This window comes from Sphingomonas sp., assembly GCA_019635535.1.
Lineage (GTDB): Bacteria > Pseudomonadota > Alphaproteobacteria > Sphingomonadales > Sphingomonadaceae > Allosphingosinicella.
In genome coordinates, this window is record JAHBZH010000001.1 from 509,102 (window position 1) to 525,397 (window position 16,296).

At 67.8% G+C, this 16,296-nt stretch carries 15 protein-coding genes; 11 read left to right on the forward strand and 4 right to left on the reverse strand.

Annotated elements, in window-relative coordinates; translation table 11 throughout:
- The first annotated feature begins 36 nt into the window (after nucleotides 1–36).
- From KF780_02670 to pdeM, 7 genes are all read left to right on the forward strand, one after another.
- Entirely contained in the window at nucleotides 37–2,481 is a 2,445-nt protein-coding gene (locus KF780_02670) for a ligase-associated DNA damage response DEXH box helicase (GenBank protein ID MBX3560694.1), read from the forward strand.
- A gap of 27 nt (nucleotides 2,482–2,508) precedes the next feature.
- On the forward strand, nucleotides 2,509–3,738 hold the full coding sequence (locus KF780_02675; protein MBX3560695.1) for a dipeptidase: 1,230 nt from the start codon (nucleotides 2,509–2,511) through the stop codon (nucleotides 3,736–3,738).
- 99 nt (nucleotides 3,739–3,837) lie between these two features.
- Nucleotides 3,838–5,988, forward strand: coding sequence for a response regulator (locus KF780_02680; protein MBX3560696.1), 2,151 nt, complete (start codon nucleotides 3,838–3,840; stop codon nucleotides 5,986–5,988).
- Nucleotides 5,989–6,084: 96 nt separating this feature from the next.
- The gene (locus KF780_02685; protein MBX3560697.1) at nucleotides 6,085–6,579 is read left to right on the forward strand and encodes an Hsp20 family protein; all 495 of its coding nucleotides are present in this window, start codon (nucleotides 6,085–6,087) and stop codon (nucleotides 6,577–6,579) included.
- 52 nt (nucleotides 6,580–6,631) lie between these two features.
- Nucleotides 6,632–7,111, forward strand: a complete 480-nt coding sequence (locus KF780_02690) for an MgtC/SapB family protein (protein MBX3560698.1) — start codon at nucleotides 6,632–6,634, stop codon at nucleotides 7,109–7,111.
- 120 nt (nucleotides 7,112–7,231) lie between these two features.
- Nucleotides 7,232–7,375 (forward strand): hypothetical protein, encoded by a 144-nt coding sequence (locus tag KF780_02695; GenBank protein ID MBX3560699.1) that lies wholly within the window; start codon nucleotides 7,232–7,234, stop codon nucleotides 7,373–7,375.
- A gap of 39 nt (nucleotides 7,376–7,414) precedes the next feature.
- Nucleotides 7,415–8,077 carry a ligase-associated DNA damage response endonuclease PdeM gene (gene pdeM, locus KF780_02700; GenBank protein MBX3560700.1) on the forward strand — a complete coding sequence of 221 codons (663 nt, stop codon included), beginning with the start codon at nucleotides 7,415–7,417 and terminating at the stop codon, nucleotides 8,075–8,077.
- Here pdeM and pabB read toward each other — a convergent pair.
- Nucleotides 8,074–9,783: an aminodeoxychorismate synthase component I gene (gene pabB, locus KF780_02705; GenBank protein MBX3560701.1), complete on the reverse strand. Its 1,710-nt coding sequence runs from the start codon at nucleotides 9,781–9,783 to the stop codon at nucleotides 8,074–8,076. The two genes, pdeM and pabB, sit on opposite strands and share 4 nt — an antisense overlap.
- A gap of 42 nt (nucleotides 9,784–9,825) precedes the next feature.
- Between pabB and KF780_02710 the strand changes: the two genes are divergently transcribed.
- A complete protein-coding gene (locus tag KF780_02710; protein MBX3560702.1) occupies nucleotides 9,826–11,202 on the forward strand; it encodes an L-serine ammonia-lyase in 1,377 nt (458 codons plus the stop codon).
- A gap of 1 nt (nucleotide 11,203) precedes the next feature.
- Here KF780_02710 and KF780_02715 read toward each other — a convergent pair whose 3' ends face one another.
- On the reverse strand, nucleotides 11,204–12,205 hold the full coding sequence (locus KF780_02715; GenBank protein MBX3560703.1) for an inorganic phosphate transporter: 1,002 nt from the start codon (nucleotides 12,203–12,205) through the stop codon (nucleotides 11,204–11,206).
- Nucleotides 12,205–13,317, reverse strand: coding sequence for a DUF47 family protein (locus KF780_02720; GenBank protein ID MBX3560704.1), 1,113 nt, complete (start codon nucleotides 13,315–13,317; stop codon nucleotides 12,205–12,207). Before KF780_02720 ends, KF780_02715 begins: the two co-directional genes overlap by 1 nt.
- Nucleotides 13,318–13,455: 138 nt before the next feature.
- On the opposite strand from KF780_02720, the gene KF780_02725 reads away from it, so the two are divergent.
- Nucleotides 13,456–13,914 carry a hypothetical protein gene (locus KF780_02725; protein ID MBX3560705.1) on the forward strand — a complete coding sequence of 153 codons (459 nt, stop codon included), beginning with the start codon at nucleotides 13,456–13,458 and terminating at the stop codon, nucleotides 13,912–13,914.
- Here the strand turns inward: KF780_02725 and KF780_02730 are convergent.
- On the reverse strand, nucleotides 13,911–14,735 hold the full coding sequence (locus KF780_02730; protein MBX3560706.1) for a class I SAM-dependent methyltransferase: 825 nt from the start codon (nucleotides 14,733–14,735) through the stop codon (nucleotides 13,911–13,913). The two genes, KF780_02725 and KF780_02730, sit on opposite strands and share 4 nt — an antisense overlap.
- A gap of 63 nt (nucleotides 14,736–14,798) precedes the next feature.
- On the opposite strand from KF780_02730, the gene KF780_02735 reads away from it, so the two are divergent.
- Together KF780_02735 and KF780_02740 are read left to right on the forward strand one after the other, a co-directional pair.
- A complete protein-coding gene (locus KF780_02735) occupies nucleotides 14,799–15,461 on the forward strand; it encodes an MBL fold metallo-hydrolase (protein ID MBX3560707.1) in 663 nt (220 codons plus the stop codon).
- 152 nt (nucleotides 15,462–15,613) lie between these two features.
- Nucleotides 15,614–16,195 (forward strand): porin family protein, encoded by a 582-nt coding sequence (locus tag KF780_02740; GenBank protein ID MBX3560708.1) that lies wholly within the window; start codon nucleotides 15,614–15,616, stop codon nucleotides 16,193–16,195.
- Nucleotides 16,196–16,296: the final 101 nt, after the last annotated feature.

Here is a 16,296-nt window from a genome sequence, read left to right on the forward strand (position 1 = left end):
CAGCTTAAATCGCGGCGGCGTGGCTATATGGTCGGCATGGCGCCCGGCTCCGATTCCTCCCTGCCCGCGATCCTCGCCGGCTGGTTCGCCGCGAAGGGCTGGGCGGTGCGCCGGCACCAGCGCGACATGCTGGCCGCCGCGCGCGCCGGAAGGAGCGCCTTGCTCGTCGCGCCGACCGGGGCGGGCAAGACCATGGCGGGCTTCCTGCCCAGCCTGGCCGAATTGATCGAGACGCCAACCGACGGCCTGCACACGCTTTACGTCTCGCCGCTGAAGGCGCTGGCGGTGGACGTGCGCCGCAACCTGCTGGCGCCGATCGACGAGATGGGCCTGCCGATCCGGGTCGAGACCCGCACCGGCGACACGCCCGCCGACCGCAAGGCGCGCCAGCGTGCCCGGCCGCCGCAGATGCTGCTCACCACGCCGGAATCGCTGAGCCTGCTGCTCAGTCATCCGGATGGCGACCGTTTGTTCGAAGATCTGGGTACCATCGTTATCGACGAGATCCACGCCTTCGCCAGCACCAAGCGCGGCGACCTGCTCAGCCTCGCCATGGCGCGGCTGCAAAAGCTGGCGCCGAGCCTGCGCCGTGTCGGCCTGTCCGCCACCGTCGCCGATCCGGAAGCCTATCAGGGCTGGCTCGCTCCGCATGGCGACGCCTCCGAAGTGGCGTTGGTCCGGGGCGATCCCGGCGCCGAGCCGAAGATCGACATCATGCTGCCCGAAGAGGCGCGAATCCCTTGGTCCAGCCATAGCGGCAAATGGGCCGCCCCCCGGGTGATGAAGGAGATCGAGGCGCACCGCACCACCCTGGTCTTCTGCAATACACGCGGGCTCGCCGAGTTGATCTTCCAGGAGCTGTGGGCGGTCAACGACGCCAATCTGCCGATCGGCATCCATCATGGCAGCCTGGCGGTGGAAGCGCGGCGCAAGGTCGAGGCGGCGGTGGCGGCCGGCAGGCTCCGCGCGCTCGTCTGCACCGCCAGCCTCGATCTCGGCGTCGACTGGGGCGATGTCGATCTCGTCGTCCAGATGGGGGCGCCCAAGGGCGCCTCGCGCCTCATCCAGCGGATCGGCCGCGCCAATCACCGGCTCGATCAGCCCAGCGAGGCGATCCTCGTGCCCGGCAACCGTTTCGAATATCTGGAGGCGCGCGCCGCCTTCGATGCGATCGAGGCGGGCGAGCTGGATGCCGAAACCTTTCGTCCCGGCGCGCTCGACGTGCTCGCCCAGCATGTCATGGCCATGGCCTGCGCCGGGCCGTTCCGCGAAGAGGAGATGCTCGCGGAGGTGCAAGGCGCCGCGCCTTATGCCGGCCTCGACGCCGAGACGTTTGGCCGCATCCTCGGCTTCATCGAGAGCGGCGGTTATGCCCTGCGCGCCTACGACAAGTTCAAGCGGCTGACCCGCGCGCCCGACGGAACATGGCGGGTGAGCCACCCGCGCTTCATTCAGCAGCACCGGATGAATGCCGGCATCATCGTCGATGCGCCCGTGCTCGACGTGCGCTTCCGCAACGGCCGCAAGCTCGGCACGGTTGAAGACTATTTCGCCTCCACCTTGAGCGTCGGCGACACCTTCTTCTTCGCCGGGCTCAGCCTGGAGGTCGAGCGGCTCGACTCCGCCGAGATCGTCGTGCGCGCCACGAAGAAGTCCGCGCGCATCCCGACCTATGTCGGCGCCCGCCTCGCCATGACGACGCGCCTCGCCGACCGGGTTCGCCAGTTCCTTGCCGATCCCGCTTCCTGGGCGCGCTTCCCCGACGATGTGCGCGAATGGCTGGAGGTGCAGGCGCGCCGCTCCGTCCTGCCGCGTCCCGACCAGCTCCTCGTCGAAACCTTCCCGCACGAGGGGCGGCACCATATGATCGCCTATAGCTTCGAGGGCTGGAACGCGCATCAGTCGCTCGGCATGCTGCTCACCCGGCGGATAGAGACGGCGGGGCTCAAACCCTTGGGGTTTGTCGCCAACGATTACGCGCTGGCCTGTTACGGGCTGGAGCCGGTCGCCGACCCCGCCAGCCTGTTCAGCGCCGATCTGCTGGAGCAGGAATTCGTCGAATGGGTGCAGGGATCGAGCCTGCTGAAACGCGCCTTCCGCGAGGTCGCGGTGATCGGCGGACTGGTCGAGCGCCAGCAGCCCGGCCAGCGCAAGTCGGGGCGGCAGGTCACCTTCTCGACCGATCTCATCTACGACGTACTGCGCCGCTACGAGCCCGATCACCTGCTGCTGCGCGCCGCCTGGGAGGATGCGAAGACGCGGCTCACCGACATCGGCCGCCTGTCCTCGCTGCTGGAGCGGGCGGCGGACACGATGCTGCATATCGATCTCGACCGCGTCTCCCCCCTCGCCGTGCCGACGCTCATCATGATCGGGCGCGAGATGGTGCCCGCGGGCGTCGCCGAGGACGAACTGCTGATCGAAGCCGAGGCGCTGGCGGAAACGGCGATGCGGTTGACGGACGCGCCTTGCCGTCCTTGAATATGGCTTCCTCCAGCGGAGTTCGCCATGCGCCTGACCATCGCTTTAGCCCTTGCCGCCTCATTCGCCATTCCAGCCTCGGCCCAGTCCGAGCCCGACGTGACCGGCGAAATCCGCGAAATGCACGAGCGGATGATCGTGCTCGACACTCATCTCGACATTCCGATGCGGTTCGACGACGGCCAGTGGGACTTTTCGCAGCGCAACCGCTTCGAATGGGACGGCAGCCAGGTCGATCTGCCGCGCATGATCGAAGGCGGTCTCGATGGCGGCATGTTCGTCATCTATCTCGGCCAGGGCGACCTGACGCCGGAGGGCTATCGCGAGGCGCGCGACCGCGCGCTGGTCCGCGCCGCCGCGATCCACCGCGTGATCGGCGAGAATCGTGACGCCATGGGCCTCGCGCTGACCGCCGAGGATGCGGAGCAGCTGGTGCGCGAGGGCCGGCGCGTCGCCTTCCTTTCGATGGAGAATAGCTGGCCGCTGGGCGAGGATCTGTCGCTGCTGCGCACCTTCCACCGGCTCGGCGTGCGCATGGCCGGGCCGGTGCACAGCCGCACCAACCAGTTCGCCGATTCCACCACCGGCGAGGCGCGCTGGAACGGCCTGTCGCCGCTCGGAAGGCAATGGGTGGCGGAAATGAACCGGCTCGGCATCGTCATCGACGGCAGCCACAGCTCCGACACGGCGATCGACCAGATGATCGAGCTGTCGCGGGTGCCGATCGTGCTCTCCCATCACGGCGCGCGCGTGCTTTACGATCATCCCCGCAACACCAGCGACGAGCGGATGCGGCGGTTGGCGGCGAGCGGCGGCGTGCTGTTCCTCAACATGGTGTTCCTGGCCGCCGACGACCGTTCGCCGGAGCGGTCGGCGATCGAGCGGCGGCAGGCGCAATGGGATCGGCTTTCGCCCGAAGAACGCCGCCGGCTGATGGCCGACAAGGCGGCGCTGGACGCGCAACGTCCCTTCACAGACGCGGACTTCGAAACCTTCATGCGCGCCGCCCTCCACATCATCCGGGTGATGGGCGTCGATCATGTCGGCTTGGGCGCCGACTGGGACGGCGGCGGCGGCGTGGTCGGGCTGGAGGACATTGCGGGGCTGCCGCGCATCACCGCCCGGCTGCTTCGCGAAGGCTATAGCGAGGCGGACATCGCCAAGATCATGGGCGGCAACCTGCTGCGTGTGCTCCGCTCGGCGCAGGCTGGTGCCGAGCCCGAATTTCGCGTGCACGCGCAAAGACCCACTTCCTGATCGGATTCCCACTGCCCTCCGCTTAGCTCTTTCTTCATAACAAAGAGGGAGTTAGGCTTTCAGGGAAGACCGGCTCTGGAGAGGAGGCCGTCGCACGCGATGAAGTCGATCCTGCCTCCGCCCGATGCCGGCGGCCTGCCCGTTCCGCCGGGCGGCACCGCAGCGGCGGCCTGGGCGCATGACTGGTCCGCGACGCCGCTCGGACCGCCGGCCGGCTGGCCGCGAGGACTGAAGACCGCCGCCAGCATCGTGCTCGGCTCCAACGTGCCGATGTTTCTGGGCTGGGGACCCGAACTGCTGCTCATCCACAATGACAGTTTCGGCGAGATCGTCGGTGACCGGCGCCCCGCTCTGGGCCGGCCGATGCGTGAAATCTGGGCCGATATCTGGCCGCTGGTCGGCGCCAATCCGGAGCGCGCCCTGGCCGGCGAGACGGTCTATATGGAGGCCGATCCCCGGCCCGTCCGCCGCAGCGGGCGCGAGGAGATGATATGGTTCACTTATTGTTACAATCCGGTGCGCGGCGATGACGGCGAAATCGCCGGCATCTATTGCGTCATCACCGCCGCGAACAGCGACGAGCGCACAGAGGAACGGCTGCGTGAGAGCGAGGAGCGGTTCCGCCTGATCGCCGATTCCGCGCCGGTGCCGATGTGGGTGACGAAGCTCGACCGCAGGCGCGGCTTCGTCAACCGCGCCTATGTCGATTTTCTCGGCATCTCTTACGACGACGCGGTGGATTTCGACTGGCGCGAGATCATCCACCCGGATGACGGTGCACGCATCCTCGCGGAATCGATCGCCGGCGAGGCTTCGCTACAGACCTTCGCGCTAGAGGCACGTTTTCGGCGCGGCGACGGCGAATGGCGCTGGCTGCGTTCGATCTCGCAGCCGCGCTGGGGGGCGGGCGGAGAGCATATCGGCTTCATCGGCGTCGCCCACGACATCACCGAATGGAAGCTGGCCGAGCAGGCTTTGCGCGACGTCAACGAGACGCTGGAAAGCAAGGTCGCGGCGCGCACCGCCGACCTCACCCAGGCGCTCGACCGGCTTACCGCCGAGGTGGCCGAGCGCGAACGGGCCGAGGAGGCGCTCAGGCAGGCGCAGAAGATGGAGGCGGTTGGGCGGCTCACCGGCGGCATCGCGCATGATTTCAACAATCTGCTGACGCCGGTGATCGGCGGGCTCGAGATCATCGCCGCCGGGCTCCAGGAGGAACGGCTGAAGCGGATCGCCGAGATCGCGCTGGAGGCGGGTCGGCGCGGCGCCAAGCTAACCTCCCAGCTCCTCGCCTTCTCGCGCATCCAGCGGCTCAACATGGCGCCGGTGGAGGTCAACCGGGTGATCGGCGATCTGCGCCAGATCCTGAGCCGCACGATCGGGCCCGACATCGTGATTCGCACCACGCTCGACGCTGAGGCGGGGTACGCCCTGTGCGACGAGAACCAGCTCGAGAACGCGATCCTCAATCTCGCGATCAACGCGCGCGACGCGATGCCGGATGGCGGCGAGCTCCTCATCTCGACGGAAATTGTCGCCGAGCCGGGCGGCCCGGACCTCGACGCCGGCGACTATATCGCGCTCACCGTCGCCGATACCGGCCACGGCATGGCGCCGGAGGTCGCAGTGCGCGCCACCGAGCCCTTCTTCACCACCAAGCCGTTCGGCAAGGGCACCGGGCTCGGCCTGTCGCAGGTCTATGGCATTGCCCGCCAGGCGGGCGGCACGCTGCGTATCGACAGCCGCGAGGGCGGCGGCACCGCGATCCGCCTGCTGCTCGCCCGGGTCGAGCCCGAAACCGATCGAATCGAAACTGCGGATTCGGGGGCGCGCCATGCGCATGATCCGCATATCGGTGCGCACGTCCTGGTGGTGGACGACGACGCGGATGTCCGCGCCTTCATCGCCGATGCGCTGACCGAGCTCGGCTATCGCGTCGAGACCGCCGGGGATGGCGAAACAGCACTCGCCGCGATCGCGAACGCCGCGCCGGACCTGATGCTGGTCGATTTCGCCATGCCCGGCATGAACGGGGCCGAGGTCGCCCGCGCCACGCGGGCGCTCGAGCCCGATCTGCCGGTAATGCTCGTCACCGGCTATGCCGAAAGCGCGCAGGTCGAATCCGCGCTCGGCGCGAACGTGACCGTGCTGCACAAGCCGTTCGGCACCGAACAGCTCGCGGCCGCCGTCGACGGAGCCTTGCGCAAAACAGATCCTCTTGAACCCGGAACAAGCGCTCCTAAATCCTGATCCGTCGGAAAGCCCGTTCGGTTTCCGATGCGTTGCAGACGGGGCCCGTGCCTCGGGCGCGCCCCGTTCAATGTTGCTCAATGGAGGACTTTGGACATGACACGCTTTGATTTCACCCCCTATCGCCGCTCGACCGTCGGCTTCGACCGGTTGTTCGATTTCCTGGAGAGCGCGAACCGCGCCGAACAGGACAATTACCCGCCGTTCGACATCGAGAAGCTGGGCGACGATTCCTACCGGATCACGCTCGCCGTCGCCGGCTTCAAGCGTGACGAGATCGAAATCACCGCGCAGCAGAACATGCTGATCGTCACCGGCCGCCGCGCGGAGACACGCAGCCGCGACGGCAATTTCCTGCATGTCGGCATCGCCACCCGCGCATTCGAACGCCGGTTCGAACTGGCCGATTTCGTCCGGGTGACGGCGGCCGATCTGAGTGACGGCCTGTTGTCGATCGAACTCGTGCGCGAAATTCCCGAAGCGATGAAGCCGCGCAAGATCGCGATCGGCGGCGGCGCGCCCGCCACGATCGAGGCGGCGCCCGCGGCCCAGCGCGACAAGGCCGAGGCGGACGAAAGGCAAACCGCCTGACCCGAAAGGACCGGCGCCGGAACTTCCGGCGCCGGTTCCGCATTTGGAGCGGATGCTCGATCACGATCCGCTCGCGCTCTTTTCCTGGTCCGAGCTGACGCTTCGGCTGGGCGTCGCCACGTTGGTCGGCCTGTTGCTCGGGCTCGACCGGGAGCTGAACGGCCATGCGGCGGGGGTTCGCACCCATGCATTGGTCGCGTTGAGTTCGGCAATGATCATGGCCTCCTCGCTCATGCTCACCGTCCAGTTGCGCGGCGACGATTTCCAGCCCGATCCGCTGCGCGCGATCCAGGGGCTGTCCCAGGCGATCGGTTTCATCGCCGCCGGCGTCATCTTCGTGCGCGGCGCCAATGTCGTGAACCTCACCACCGCGGCGAACATCTGGGTCGCCGCCGCGATCGGCATCGCTTCGGGCGCGGGGCAATACCGGCTCGTGCTGGTCGGCGCGGGCATGGGACTTGCCTTGCTGACCTTGGCGAAACTGGTCACGCGGTTCCTGCCCGCGCCGGCCGGAGAAGATGAACCGCGTTAAACATCGCGGTTCAGGCGTCGTTTAGACGCAGGCGGCTAGCCAAACTTCGTTCCGGAAGCTAACGGGCGCGCTTTCGCGTCGAGGCGGCCCGGCAAGACGAGACAAGATCAGAGATATGTGATGCGTGTGTGGAAGAAGAAATTGCAGAACCCGTTCGCACTGGTCGGCCAGGGCTTCGTGCTCGGCGGGATTCTCTTCTTCGCGCTCAACGCTCCCGGCGAGGCATCGCCCGTGGTGCCGATTGCCGTAGAGACCGCGCGCTGACCGCTTGAACCCGGCCCGGCCCGCTTTATAGCGGGACCCATGGTTCGCCTTTCGTTCTGTGAACATGAGTTCCGCGCGCTGCCGCAGGGCGCCTTGTTCTGGCCCGCCCGACGCGCCTTGCTGGTCGCCGATCTCCATCTCGAGAAAGCGAGCTGGTTCGCCAAAGGCGGGCAGATGCTGCCGCCTTACGACAGCCTGGCGACGCTTGCCGACCTTGGCGCGCTTGCGCGCGCGACCGAGGCCGTCGAAATCTGGTGCCTGGGCGACAGCTTCCACGACGGCGAGGGCGTGGGACGTTTGCCGGCCGGCGCCCGCGAAGCGCTGACCGCGCTCACTGCCGCGACGCGCTGGACCTGGATCGTCGGCAATCACGATCCCGCGCTCGCCGATGCCTGTGGCGGCCGGGTCGTGGACGAAACGGAGGTGGACGGCATCGTGCTGCGCCACGAGGCCAAGCCGGGCGAAGCGCGCCCCGAGCTGTCCGGCCATTTCCACCCGAAGCTCAGGATCAGCCGGCGCGGCCGGATGGTCTCGCGCCGCTGCTTCGTCGCCACGAAGAGCAAGCTGATCCTGCCGGCCTTCGGCACGCTGACCGGCGGGCTCAATGCCGGCCATCCGGAAATAGCCCGCGCGGTCGGCGCACCCGCAGAAGCATTGGTGCCTTTGGAGGATCGGCTGCTGCGTTTCCCGCTCGCCGCCTAGGCGCACACTGCCGGGATCAATCCGCGTACCGCATTGCCGATCAGGAAGCCGTCGGCGAGGTCGGCCTCGGTCAGGTCCGCTTCCCGTGCGCGGCCTTCCTCAATCAGCCGTTCGCGCAAGATGCCCGGCAGCAGCCCGCGCGACAGCGGCGGCGTGAGCAGCGCGCCGTCCCGTTCGACGAACAGGGACGTGAAGCTGCCCTCGGTCAGGAAGCCGGCGGAATCGCGGAACAGCACTTCGAGCGTGCCTGCCGATGCGCGCGCGTGATCGTAGAAAGCGCGGTCGCTCGTCTTGTGGCGCAGCCGGAAATCCTCGGCCGGCACCGGCAGATCGGCGATCGCCGCCCGCACCGGCCCATCCAGGGCGGGCGGCGGCGCCCTGAGCTCGATCGCCATCGCGCCGCTCGGCGACAGCAGCAGTCTGACGATGCTCGGCCCCGCGCGGAAGGTGGCAGCCTGCAGTTCGTTGCGCGCTTCATGGCGATCGAACGGAAAATCGAGCGCCTCGGCGCTGCGCTTCAGCCGGGCGAGATGGCGATCGAGCTCGGCGATCCCGGCATGAGGATCGAACGCCATCGTCTCAATGAGGTCGAAGCGCCGCGTCGTCGCCAAGAATTCCCCCTTCGTCAGACATTCGCGCCATTCCGGCCCGGCGCGGCTGTCCGCGACGATGCCGGAGCCCAGGCCCAATCGCGCACGCGTCTCGCCCGCTTTGATGACCAGGGTCCGGATCGCGACATTGAACGCCGCCGCGCCGTCCGGCGCAAATCGGCCGATCGCGCCGGTATAGACGCCGCGCGGGCCCTTTTCGAGGGTGTGGATGATCTCCATCGCGCGGATCTTGGGCGCCCCCGTCACCGAGCCGCAGGGGTGGATCGCGGCGAGCAGATCGACCGGCCCGGCGCCCTGCTCCAGTTCGGCCGTGACCGTCGAGGTCATCTGGAGCACGGTCGGATAAGTCTCGACGGCGAACATCTCCGGCACCTTCACCGTGCCGGGCCGGGCGAGGCGCGAGAGATCGTTTCGCAGCAGATCGACGATCATCAGATTTTCGGCGCGCTGCTTGGGATCGTCGCGCAGCGCGGCCGGATCGCTGCCGGCCGGAGCCGTGCCCTTCATCGGGCGGGTGACGACATGGCCGCCGTCGCAGGTGAAGAACAGCTCCGGCGAGAAACTCAACAGCCAGTGATCCCCGGTGAAGACGATGCCGCCATGCCCGGCGCGGGCGCGCTTGCGGATCGTCGCGTAGAGCGCACGCGGGTCGCCCGCTATGCGCGCCTCCGCCTGGAAGGTCAGGTTCGCCTGATAGATGTCGCCGGCGGCGATATGCGCCAGCACCGCGTCGATCGCGGCGCGATAGTCGGCTTCCGCGATCAGCGGCCGGGGCCTGCTCGCCCAGGCCCCGCTGCCATCGGGCAGCAAGGCGGCGGGATCGACCCGTTCGGCCCGGTCGAACATGCCGAACCACAATAATGGGGGCGCGTCCGGCGACGGCGTTTCGGCGCGCGGCGCCAGTCTGTCCTCCAACGCCAGCCCGGCCTCGTAGGACAGGAATCCCGCGGCATGGCGCCCGCGCAGCCGCTCCAGGCAGGCACGTATCTCGGCTGGCTCGTGCGTCGCGACGATCTCGGTCGGGCCCGCATAAAGCCACGCCTCGCCGCCGCCCCGTGCATCGTCGAGCAGCACGAAGGGCCCGGCGCTTGTCATCGCCCGGCTTCCGGTCCATGCCCCCCGGCAAGGAGAGAGCCTTTGGTTTGCAGCGTCTTCGATCTGTTCAAGATCGGCGTCGGCCCGTCCAGTTCACACACAATGGGTCCGATGACGGCGGCGTGCGACTTTGTCGAGGGGCTGCGCGACGCCGGCCTGCTGGAGTCCGTCGTCCGCGTCGAGGCGGACCTCTATGGATCGCTCGCGCTGACCGGCAAGGGTCACGCCACCGACCGCGCCGTCCTGCTCGGCCTGTCGGGCCTGCGCCCGGCCGCGCTCGATCCCGACGAAGCGGAGCGGATCGTGACGCGCATCCGCGACACCGGGCGGCTCATGCTCGCCGGCGCGCACGATCTCGCCTTCGACGAGGCGGCCGACCTGCGCTTCAACCAGCGCGAGCGGTTGCCGCACCATTCCAACGGCATGCGCTTTACCGCCACCGCGGCTTCCGGCGAGGTGGAAAGCCAGGTTTATTATTCGATCGGCGGCGGCGCGATCGCCGATGAAGCGAGCGTGGGCCGGAACGCTCCTCCCGAGGGAGGTTGGGACGTGCCCTTCCCTTATGCCTCCGGCGATGAGTTGCTCGCCATCGCCGCGCGCGAGAGTCTCGGCATCGCCGAGCTCGCCCGCGCCAACGAGCGCGCCGGTCTGTCCGATGCCGAGATCGACGCGGGGCTCGATGCCATCGCCGCCGCCATGTCGGCCTGCACCGACCGGGGCATGGGGCAGGGCGGCATTCTGCCCGGCGGGCTCAACGTCAAGCGCCGCGCGCCGGGCCTCCATGCCTTGCTCACCGAGCGGGCCGAGCGCTGTTTGCAGGATCCGCTCACCGTGATCGACTGGGTCAACCTCTGGGCGCTGGCGGTCAACGAGGAGAACGCCGCCGGCGGCAAGGTCGTGACCGCGCCGACCAACGGCGCGGCGGGTATCGTTCCCGCCGTGCTGCGTTATTATCAGCGCTTCACGCCCCGCGCCGACGCGGCCGGAGTGCGCACCTTCCTGCTCGCCGCGGCCGCGATCGGCGCGCTGTTCAAGGAGAATGCCTCCATCTCCGGCGCCGAGGTCGGCTGCCAGGGCGAGGTCGGCGTCGCCTGCTCGATGGCCGCCGCCGGGCTGACCGCGGCGCTCGGCGGGACGAACGGCCAGGTCGAGAATGCCGCCGAGATCGGCATGGAGCACAATCTCGGCCTCACCTGCGATCCGGTCGGCGGGCTCGTCCAGGTGCCGTGCATCGAGCGCAACGCGGTCGGCGCGGTGAAGGCGATCGAGGCCTCCCGCCTCGCCATGATCGGCGACGGGTCGCACCGGGTCAGCCTCGACCAGGTGATCGAGACGATGCGACGGACCGGCCTCGACATGAACGAACGCTACAAGGAAACCAGCCTCGGCGGCCTCGCCGTCAACGTGGTGGAATGTTGATTTAGAAGAATCGCGTCATCCAGTAGAAGAAGGCGCTGATCAGCGCCGCCGCCGGCATGGTGATCACCCAGGCGACGACGATGTTGCCGGCAACCCCCCAGCGCACCGCCGAGGCGCGGCGCGCGGCGCCGACGCCCATGATCGCGCCGGTGATCGTGTGAGTGGTCGACACCGGGATGCCGAGCCAGGTCGCCCCGAAGAGCATGACCGCGCCGCCCGTCTCCGCGCAGAAGCCCTGGTGCGGCGTGAGGCGGGTGATCTTCGAGCCCATCGTGTGGACGATCCGCCAGCCGCCGAACAGGGTGCCCAGCCCCATCGCCGCCTGGGCCGAGATCACCACCCAGAAAGGCACGTAGAATTCATCGCCCAGCATGCCTTGCGAAAAGAGCAGGACGGCGATGATGCCCATCGTCTTCTGCGCATCGTTGCCGCCATGGCCGAGCGAATAGGCCGCGGCCGACATGAGCTGCATTCGCCGGAAGCTCTTGTCCGCGGTCGGCGCGCTGACTCGTCGGAAGCCCCAGGAGCTCAACACCACCAAGAGTAGCGCGACCAGCATGCCGAGCATCGGCGCCAGGAAGATCGCGACGCTGGTCTTGATCACCCCGGAGGAAACGATGACGCCGAGCCCGCCCTTTGTGATGCCGGCGCCGAGCAGCCCGCCGATCAGCCCGTGGCTGGAGCTGGACGGGATGCCGAGCGCCCAGGTGATCACGTTCCAGGCGATCGCCCCCATCAGCGCCCCGAAAATAACCGCCGGATCGATGATGTCGGCCGAAACGATGCCCTTGCCGATCGTCTCGGCGACATGGAGGCCGAAGAACAGGAAGGCGATGAAGTTGAAGAAGGCCGCCCAGCAGACCGCGACCGGCGGGCTGAGCACCCGCGTCGCCACGACCGTCGCGATCGAATTGGCGGCATCATGCAGACCGTTCAGGAAATCGAACAGCAAAGCCACGCCGATCAGCGCGACCAGCAGCGAGAAGGCGATGGTCGGCTCCATCAGGCGTGGTCGATCACGATGCCCTGGATCTCGTCGGCCACATCCTCCAGCCGGTCGAGCACGCGCTCGACATGGCTGTAGATTTCGCGCCCGACGAAATAGGCCATCGGCCGCTTCGCCGCCTCCTTCTGGTAGAGCGCCTTGAGGCCGGCAGCGTGGAGCTCGTCGGCGCGCCCTTCGAGATGGACGATCGCCTCGGTGATCTGGTGGAGCCGGTGGGCGTTGCGGCCGATATGCTTCATCAGCGGCACGCCTTCCTGCACCAGTCGCGCCGCCTCGGCCGCCATCTTGGCCATTTCGAGCAATTGCGGATCGAAGCGTTCGACCTCGTAGAGCGTGATCGCCTTGGCCGTGCCCCACATCTCGTCCATCGCATCGTCCATCGATGAAGCCAGCGCCGTTATCGCGCTGCGGTCGAACGGGGTGATGAAGGAGCGGCGCACCGCGACCAGCACGTCGCGGGTCACATCGTCGGCGGCATGTTCGTGCTGGGCGATGCGGCGGCAGGATTCGGCGATCCCCTCCTCGCCGGCGAACATCGCCACCATCGCGTCGGTGCCGGAGACGAGGATGTCGGCATGACGGCGGAACATGTCGAAGAAGCGGTCTTCCTTCGGCATGATCGCGCGAAACAGCTTGAGCACGCCGAAGCCGCTCGCCAGCAGGCTCTCGCCGTCGCGCACCTGTCCCGGCGTCATCGGCCCCGCGCCGGGCGGCCGAAAGGCAAGGATGAGGCCGCGCAGGCTGCGCTCCGCCACCGATCCGGCCGCGTCGGCCAGACTGAACCATCGCGTCGAGCGCTCGTGCCGCTCCGCCCAGTCGTCCAACTGTCGGGTCACCTTCAACGGGAAGACCGCCACATCGGCCGGCACCGCGTCGCCGTCGCCGCGCTGCTTCACATAGCGATAGGTGCCGATCGGCTCGGCCGTGACCTCGCCCTCGACGCCGGCTTCCTCGCGCGCCTCGCGCATCGCCGAATCGCGCGGCAGCAGGCCCGGCTCAGGATTGCCCTTGGGAATGATCCAGCGCCCGGTGTCCCGCGATGTGATGAGCAGGATCTTGACCTCCCCGTTCGGCTCGATCCGATAGGGAAGCACACCATATTGTTCGATCACATCGGGCCCCGGCTTGCGTTCGCCGTCATCTAAACGTCACATTTCTGTAAAATGCCAGCACAACATGCATGGGCCGCCGCGCTTGACTCGCGCCCCGTCGAATGGCCTGTAGCGACACATAGGAAGGGGGCTTCCATGGGCGTTTCGATCATCGACGGCGCGATTGAGGCTGCGGACCTCAAACGGGCGACGGGCAGGGTCCGTATCTATCGCAGCATCACCATCCGGCGCGGCGACGGCCAGACCGAGGAAGTGAAGAAGCCCATCGTCCACGCCGATCTGACACCTCATGTCGAGCCGGGCAAAAGCGGGCGTTTCTACCTGTTCCAGTCGATCGATCATCGTGGCATCCATGCCGTCCGCCCGCATGGTGGCGCCCCCGTTTTCCGCTATCCGCGCACCAACGAGCTGGCTGGCATGGGGCTGACCCTCTTCACCGCCGTCTGGATCGCAATCAGCCTCAATTATATCGGCGATTTCTCGATCTTCGCGCTGCTCGGCTTCCTGATCGGCGCGACGGTCTGGGTGTTGAACTGGCGGCTCCGCCGGTCCGCCGAACGGCAATATGCCGATGACAATGGCGGGATGATCTAGTCCGTCCGTAGGCCCTGCCAGCCGCGCTCGCCGGACGCATCGGGATCGGGCCGCATCGTCGCGCCGTCGATGATCGCGGCATAAGCGCGCCCGCCCGCCATGAACCGCAACTTGTCGCCGCGCAGCGTCGCGTCGGACAGCGCGAACGACCGCCCTTGCGCGGTGAGCGTGCCGCGCACCTCCTGGAATCGCTGCTCTAGCTCGAGCAGCATCCTCGTCCCGTCCGCGCCGGTCAGCGCCCACTGGCCCCCGGCGACCGCCGGCACGATCCACAGATAGGCGTTGCGCCCGTCCACCTCGCGATGCGCGTCCGGCTGCCAGTCGCCCATCGCGAAGGCGTGGCTGACGATCCGCGTGCCGGGCCTGAGCTCGGTGAGCAAGCGGGGACGCAGCCGCAGATTGACGTCCGGCAGCAGGTAGATGGCGATCACGCTCGCCTCGCGAATCGGCGTCGCGAACAGGTCCTGCCGGCGAAAGGCGACGCGTCCCTCGACCCCGGCGAAGCGCGCCGCGTTCGCTGCCTCGGCGACACGGTTCGGATCGATATCCACGCCGAGCCCGCGCGCGCCGCGCCGGGCGGCGGCGATCACGATCCGCCCGTCGCCCGATCCCAGGTCGATCAGATAGTCGTCCGGCCCGATTTCGGCCATGTCGAGCATTGCCTCGACCATCGGCGCGGGCGTCGGCACATAAGGCACATCCGGCTCGCGCTGGCTCAGCGACGCGACGACGGGGTTGAGCGGCTGGAAGAGTCCGCCCGCCTGGAAGGCGCAGGCGCCGAGCAGCAGGCTGCCGCCGGCGAGGAGGAGCAACCGGATCATGAAACGGGCTTATCACAAGCCCCGGCGCTTGTATCGCGCGCGACACCGGGCCATGTCCCTGGCATGGCCGCCCCTCCGCTTCGCGCCGCGATCATTCCGGTGACGCCGCTGCAGCAGAATTGCTGCCTGATCTGGTGCACCGCGACGATGAAGGGCGCCTTCACCGATCCGGGCGGCGATCTCGACCGGCTGAAGGCAGCCGCGAAGCAGCAGGGTGTCACGATCGAGAAATTGCTGCTTACCCACGGCCATATCGACCATTGCGGATCGGCCAAGATACTCGCCGATGAGCTCGGCGTGCCGATCGAAGGGCCGCACGAGGACGACCGTTTCTGGATTTCCCGGCTGGAGGATGATGGCCGGTCCTACGGCATCACCGGCAAGCCGTTCGAATCGGATCGCTGGCTGGTCGACGGCGACACGGTGACGGTCGGCGATCTGGTGCTCGACGTCTATCATTGCCCCGGTCACACGCCGGGCCATGTCGTCTTCCACCATCCGGCCTCGAAGCTCGCCATCGTCGGCGACGTGCTGTTCCAGGGATCGATCGGACGCACCGATTTTCCGATGGGCAACCATCAGGATCTGCTCGATGCGATCACTAACAGGCTCTGGCCGCTGGGGAACGACACCGCCTTCGTCCCCGGCCACGGCCCGATGAGCACGTTCGGCCATGAGCGGGCGACCAATCCGTTCGTCGCCGATCGGGTGCTGGCGCGCGGCTGACGGCGGCGTCGCCACGGCCCGTCGCGGGCCATGGAACTTTTTCCGATAAGTGTATCACTGAACTAATACGCTGTTCGGCTGGCGTTCAGGTTCGGCGCGCCAAAGGCGCCTGATCGGCCCGTGCTTCAAAGGGCTGCCAAAGGGAGTTTGAAATGTACAAGTCTGCTATGTTCCTGCTTCTCGCCGGTGCCGCCGCGAGTCCCGCCGTGGCGCAGGAGCCCGCCCCGTTCCAGGGCGCCCGCGTCGAAGGCATCGTCGGCTACGACCGGGTCAATATCGAGGGCGACGGCGCCAATGGCGTCGTTTACGGCGTCGGCGTCGGCTACGATATCCAGCGCGGCCGGGGCGTCTTCGGCATCGAGGCCGAAGTCACCGATTCCAGCGCCGACGCGTGCGTCGGCGATGTCGTGATCGCGGGCGACGCGCTGTGCGCCAGTGCCCGTCGCGACCTCTATGTCGGCGCTCGCGCCGGCGCGGCGGTCGCGCCGAACCTGCTGCTCTATGCCAAGGCCGGCTACAGCAACGGCCGGGTGTCGCTCGACTATGACGACGGCCCGGGCACGACCGTGGCCGACTATCGGATCAGCGAGAATCTCGACGGTATCCGTGTCGGCGCGGGCGCCGAATATGCGATCGGCCCCAATTCCTTCCTGAAGGCCGAATATCGCTATTCGAACTACGAACAGGGCTTCGAGCGTCATCAGGTCGTCGGCGGCTTCGGCTTCCGCTTCTGATCGCTCCGGATCGGAGACCGGAATGGGGCCGGGGCGGCAGCGCCCCGGCCCCTTTTTCATGCAATTGGGCTGGCGACATAGACAAGTCCCGCTATAACAAT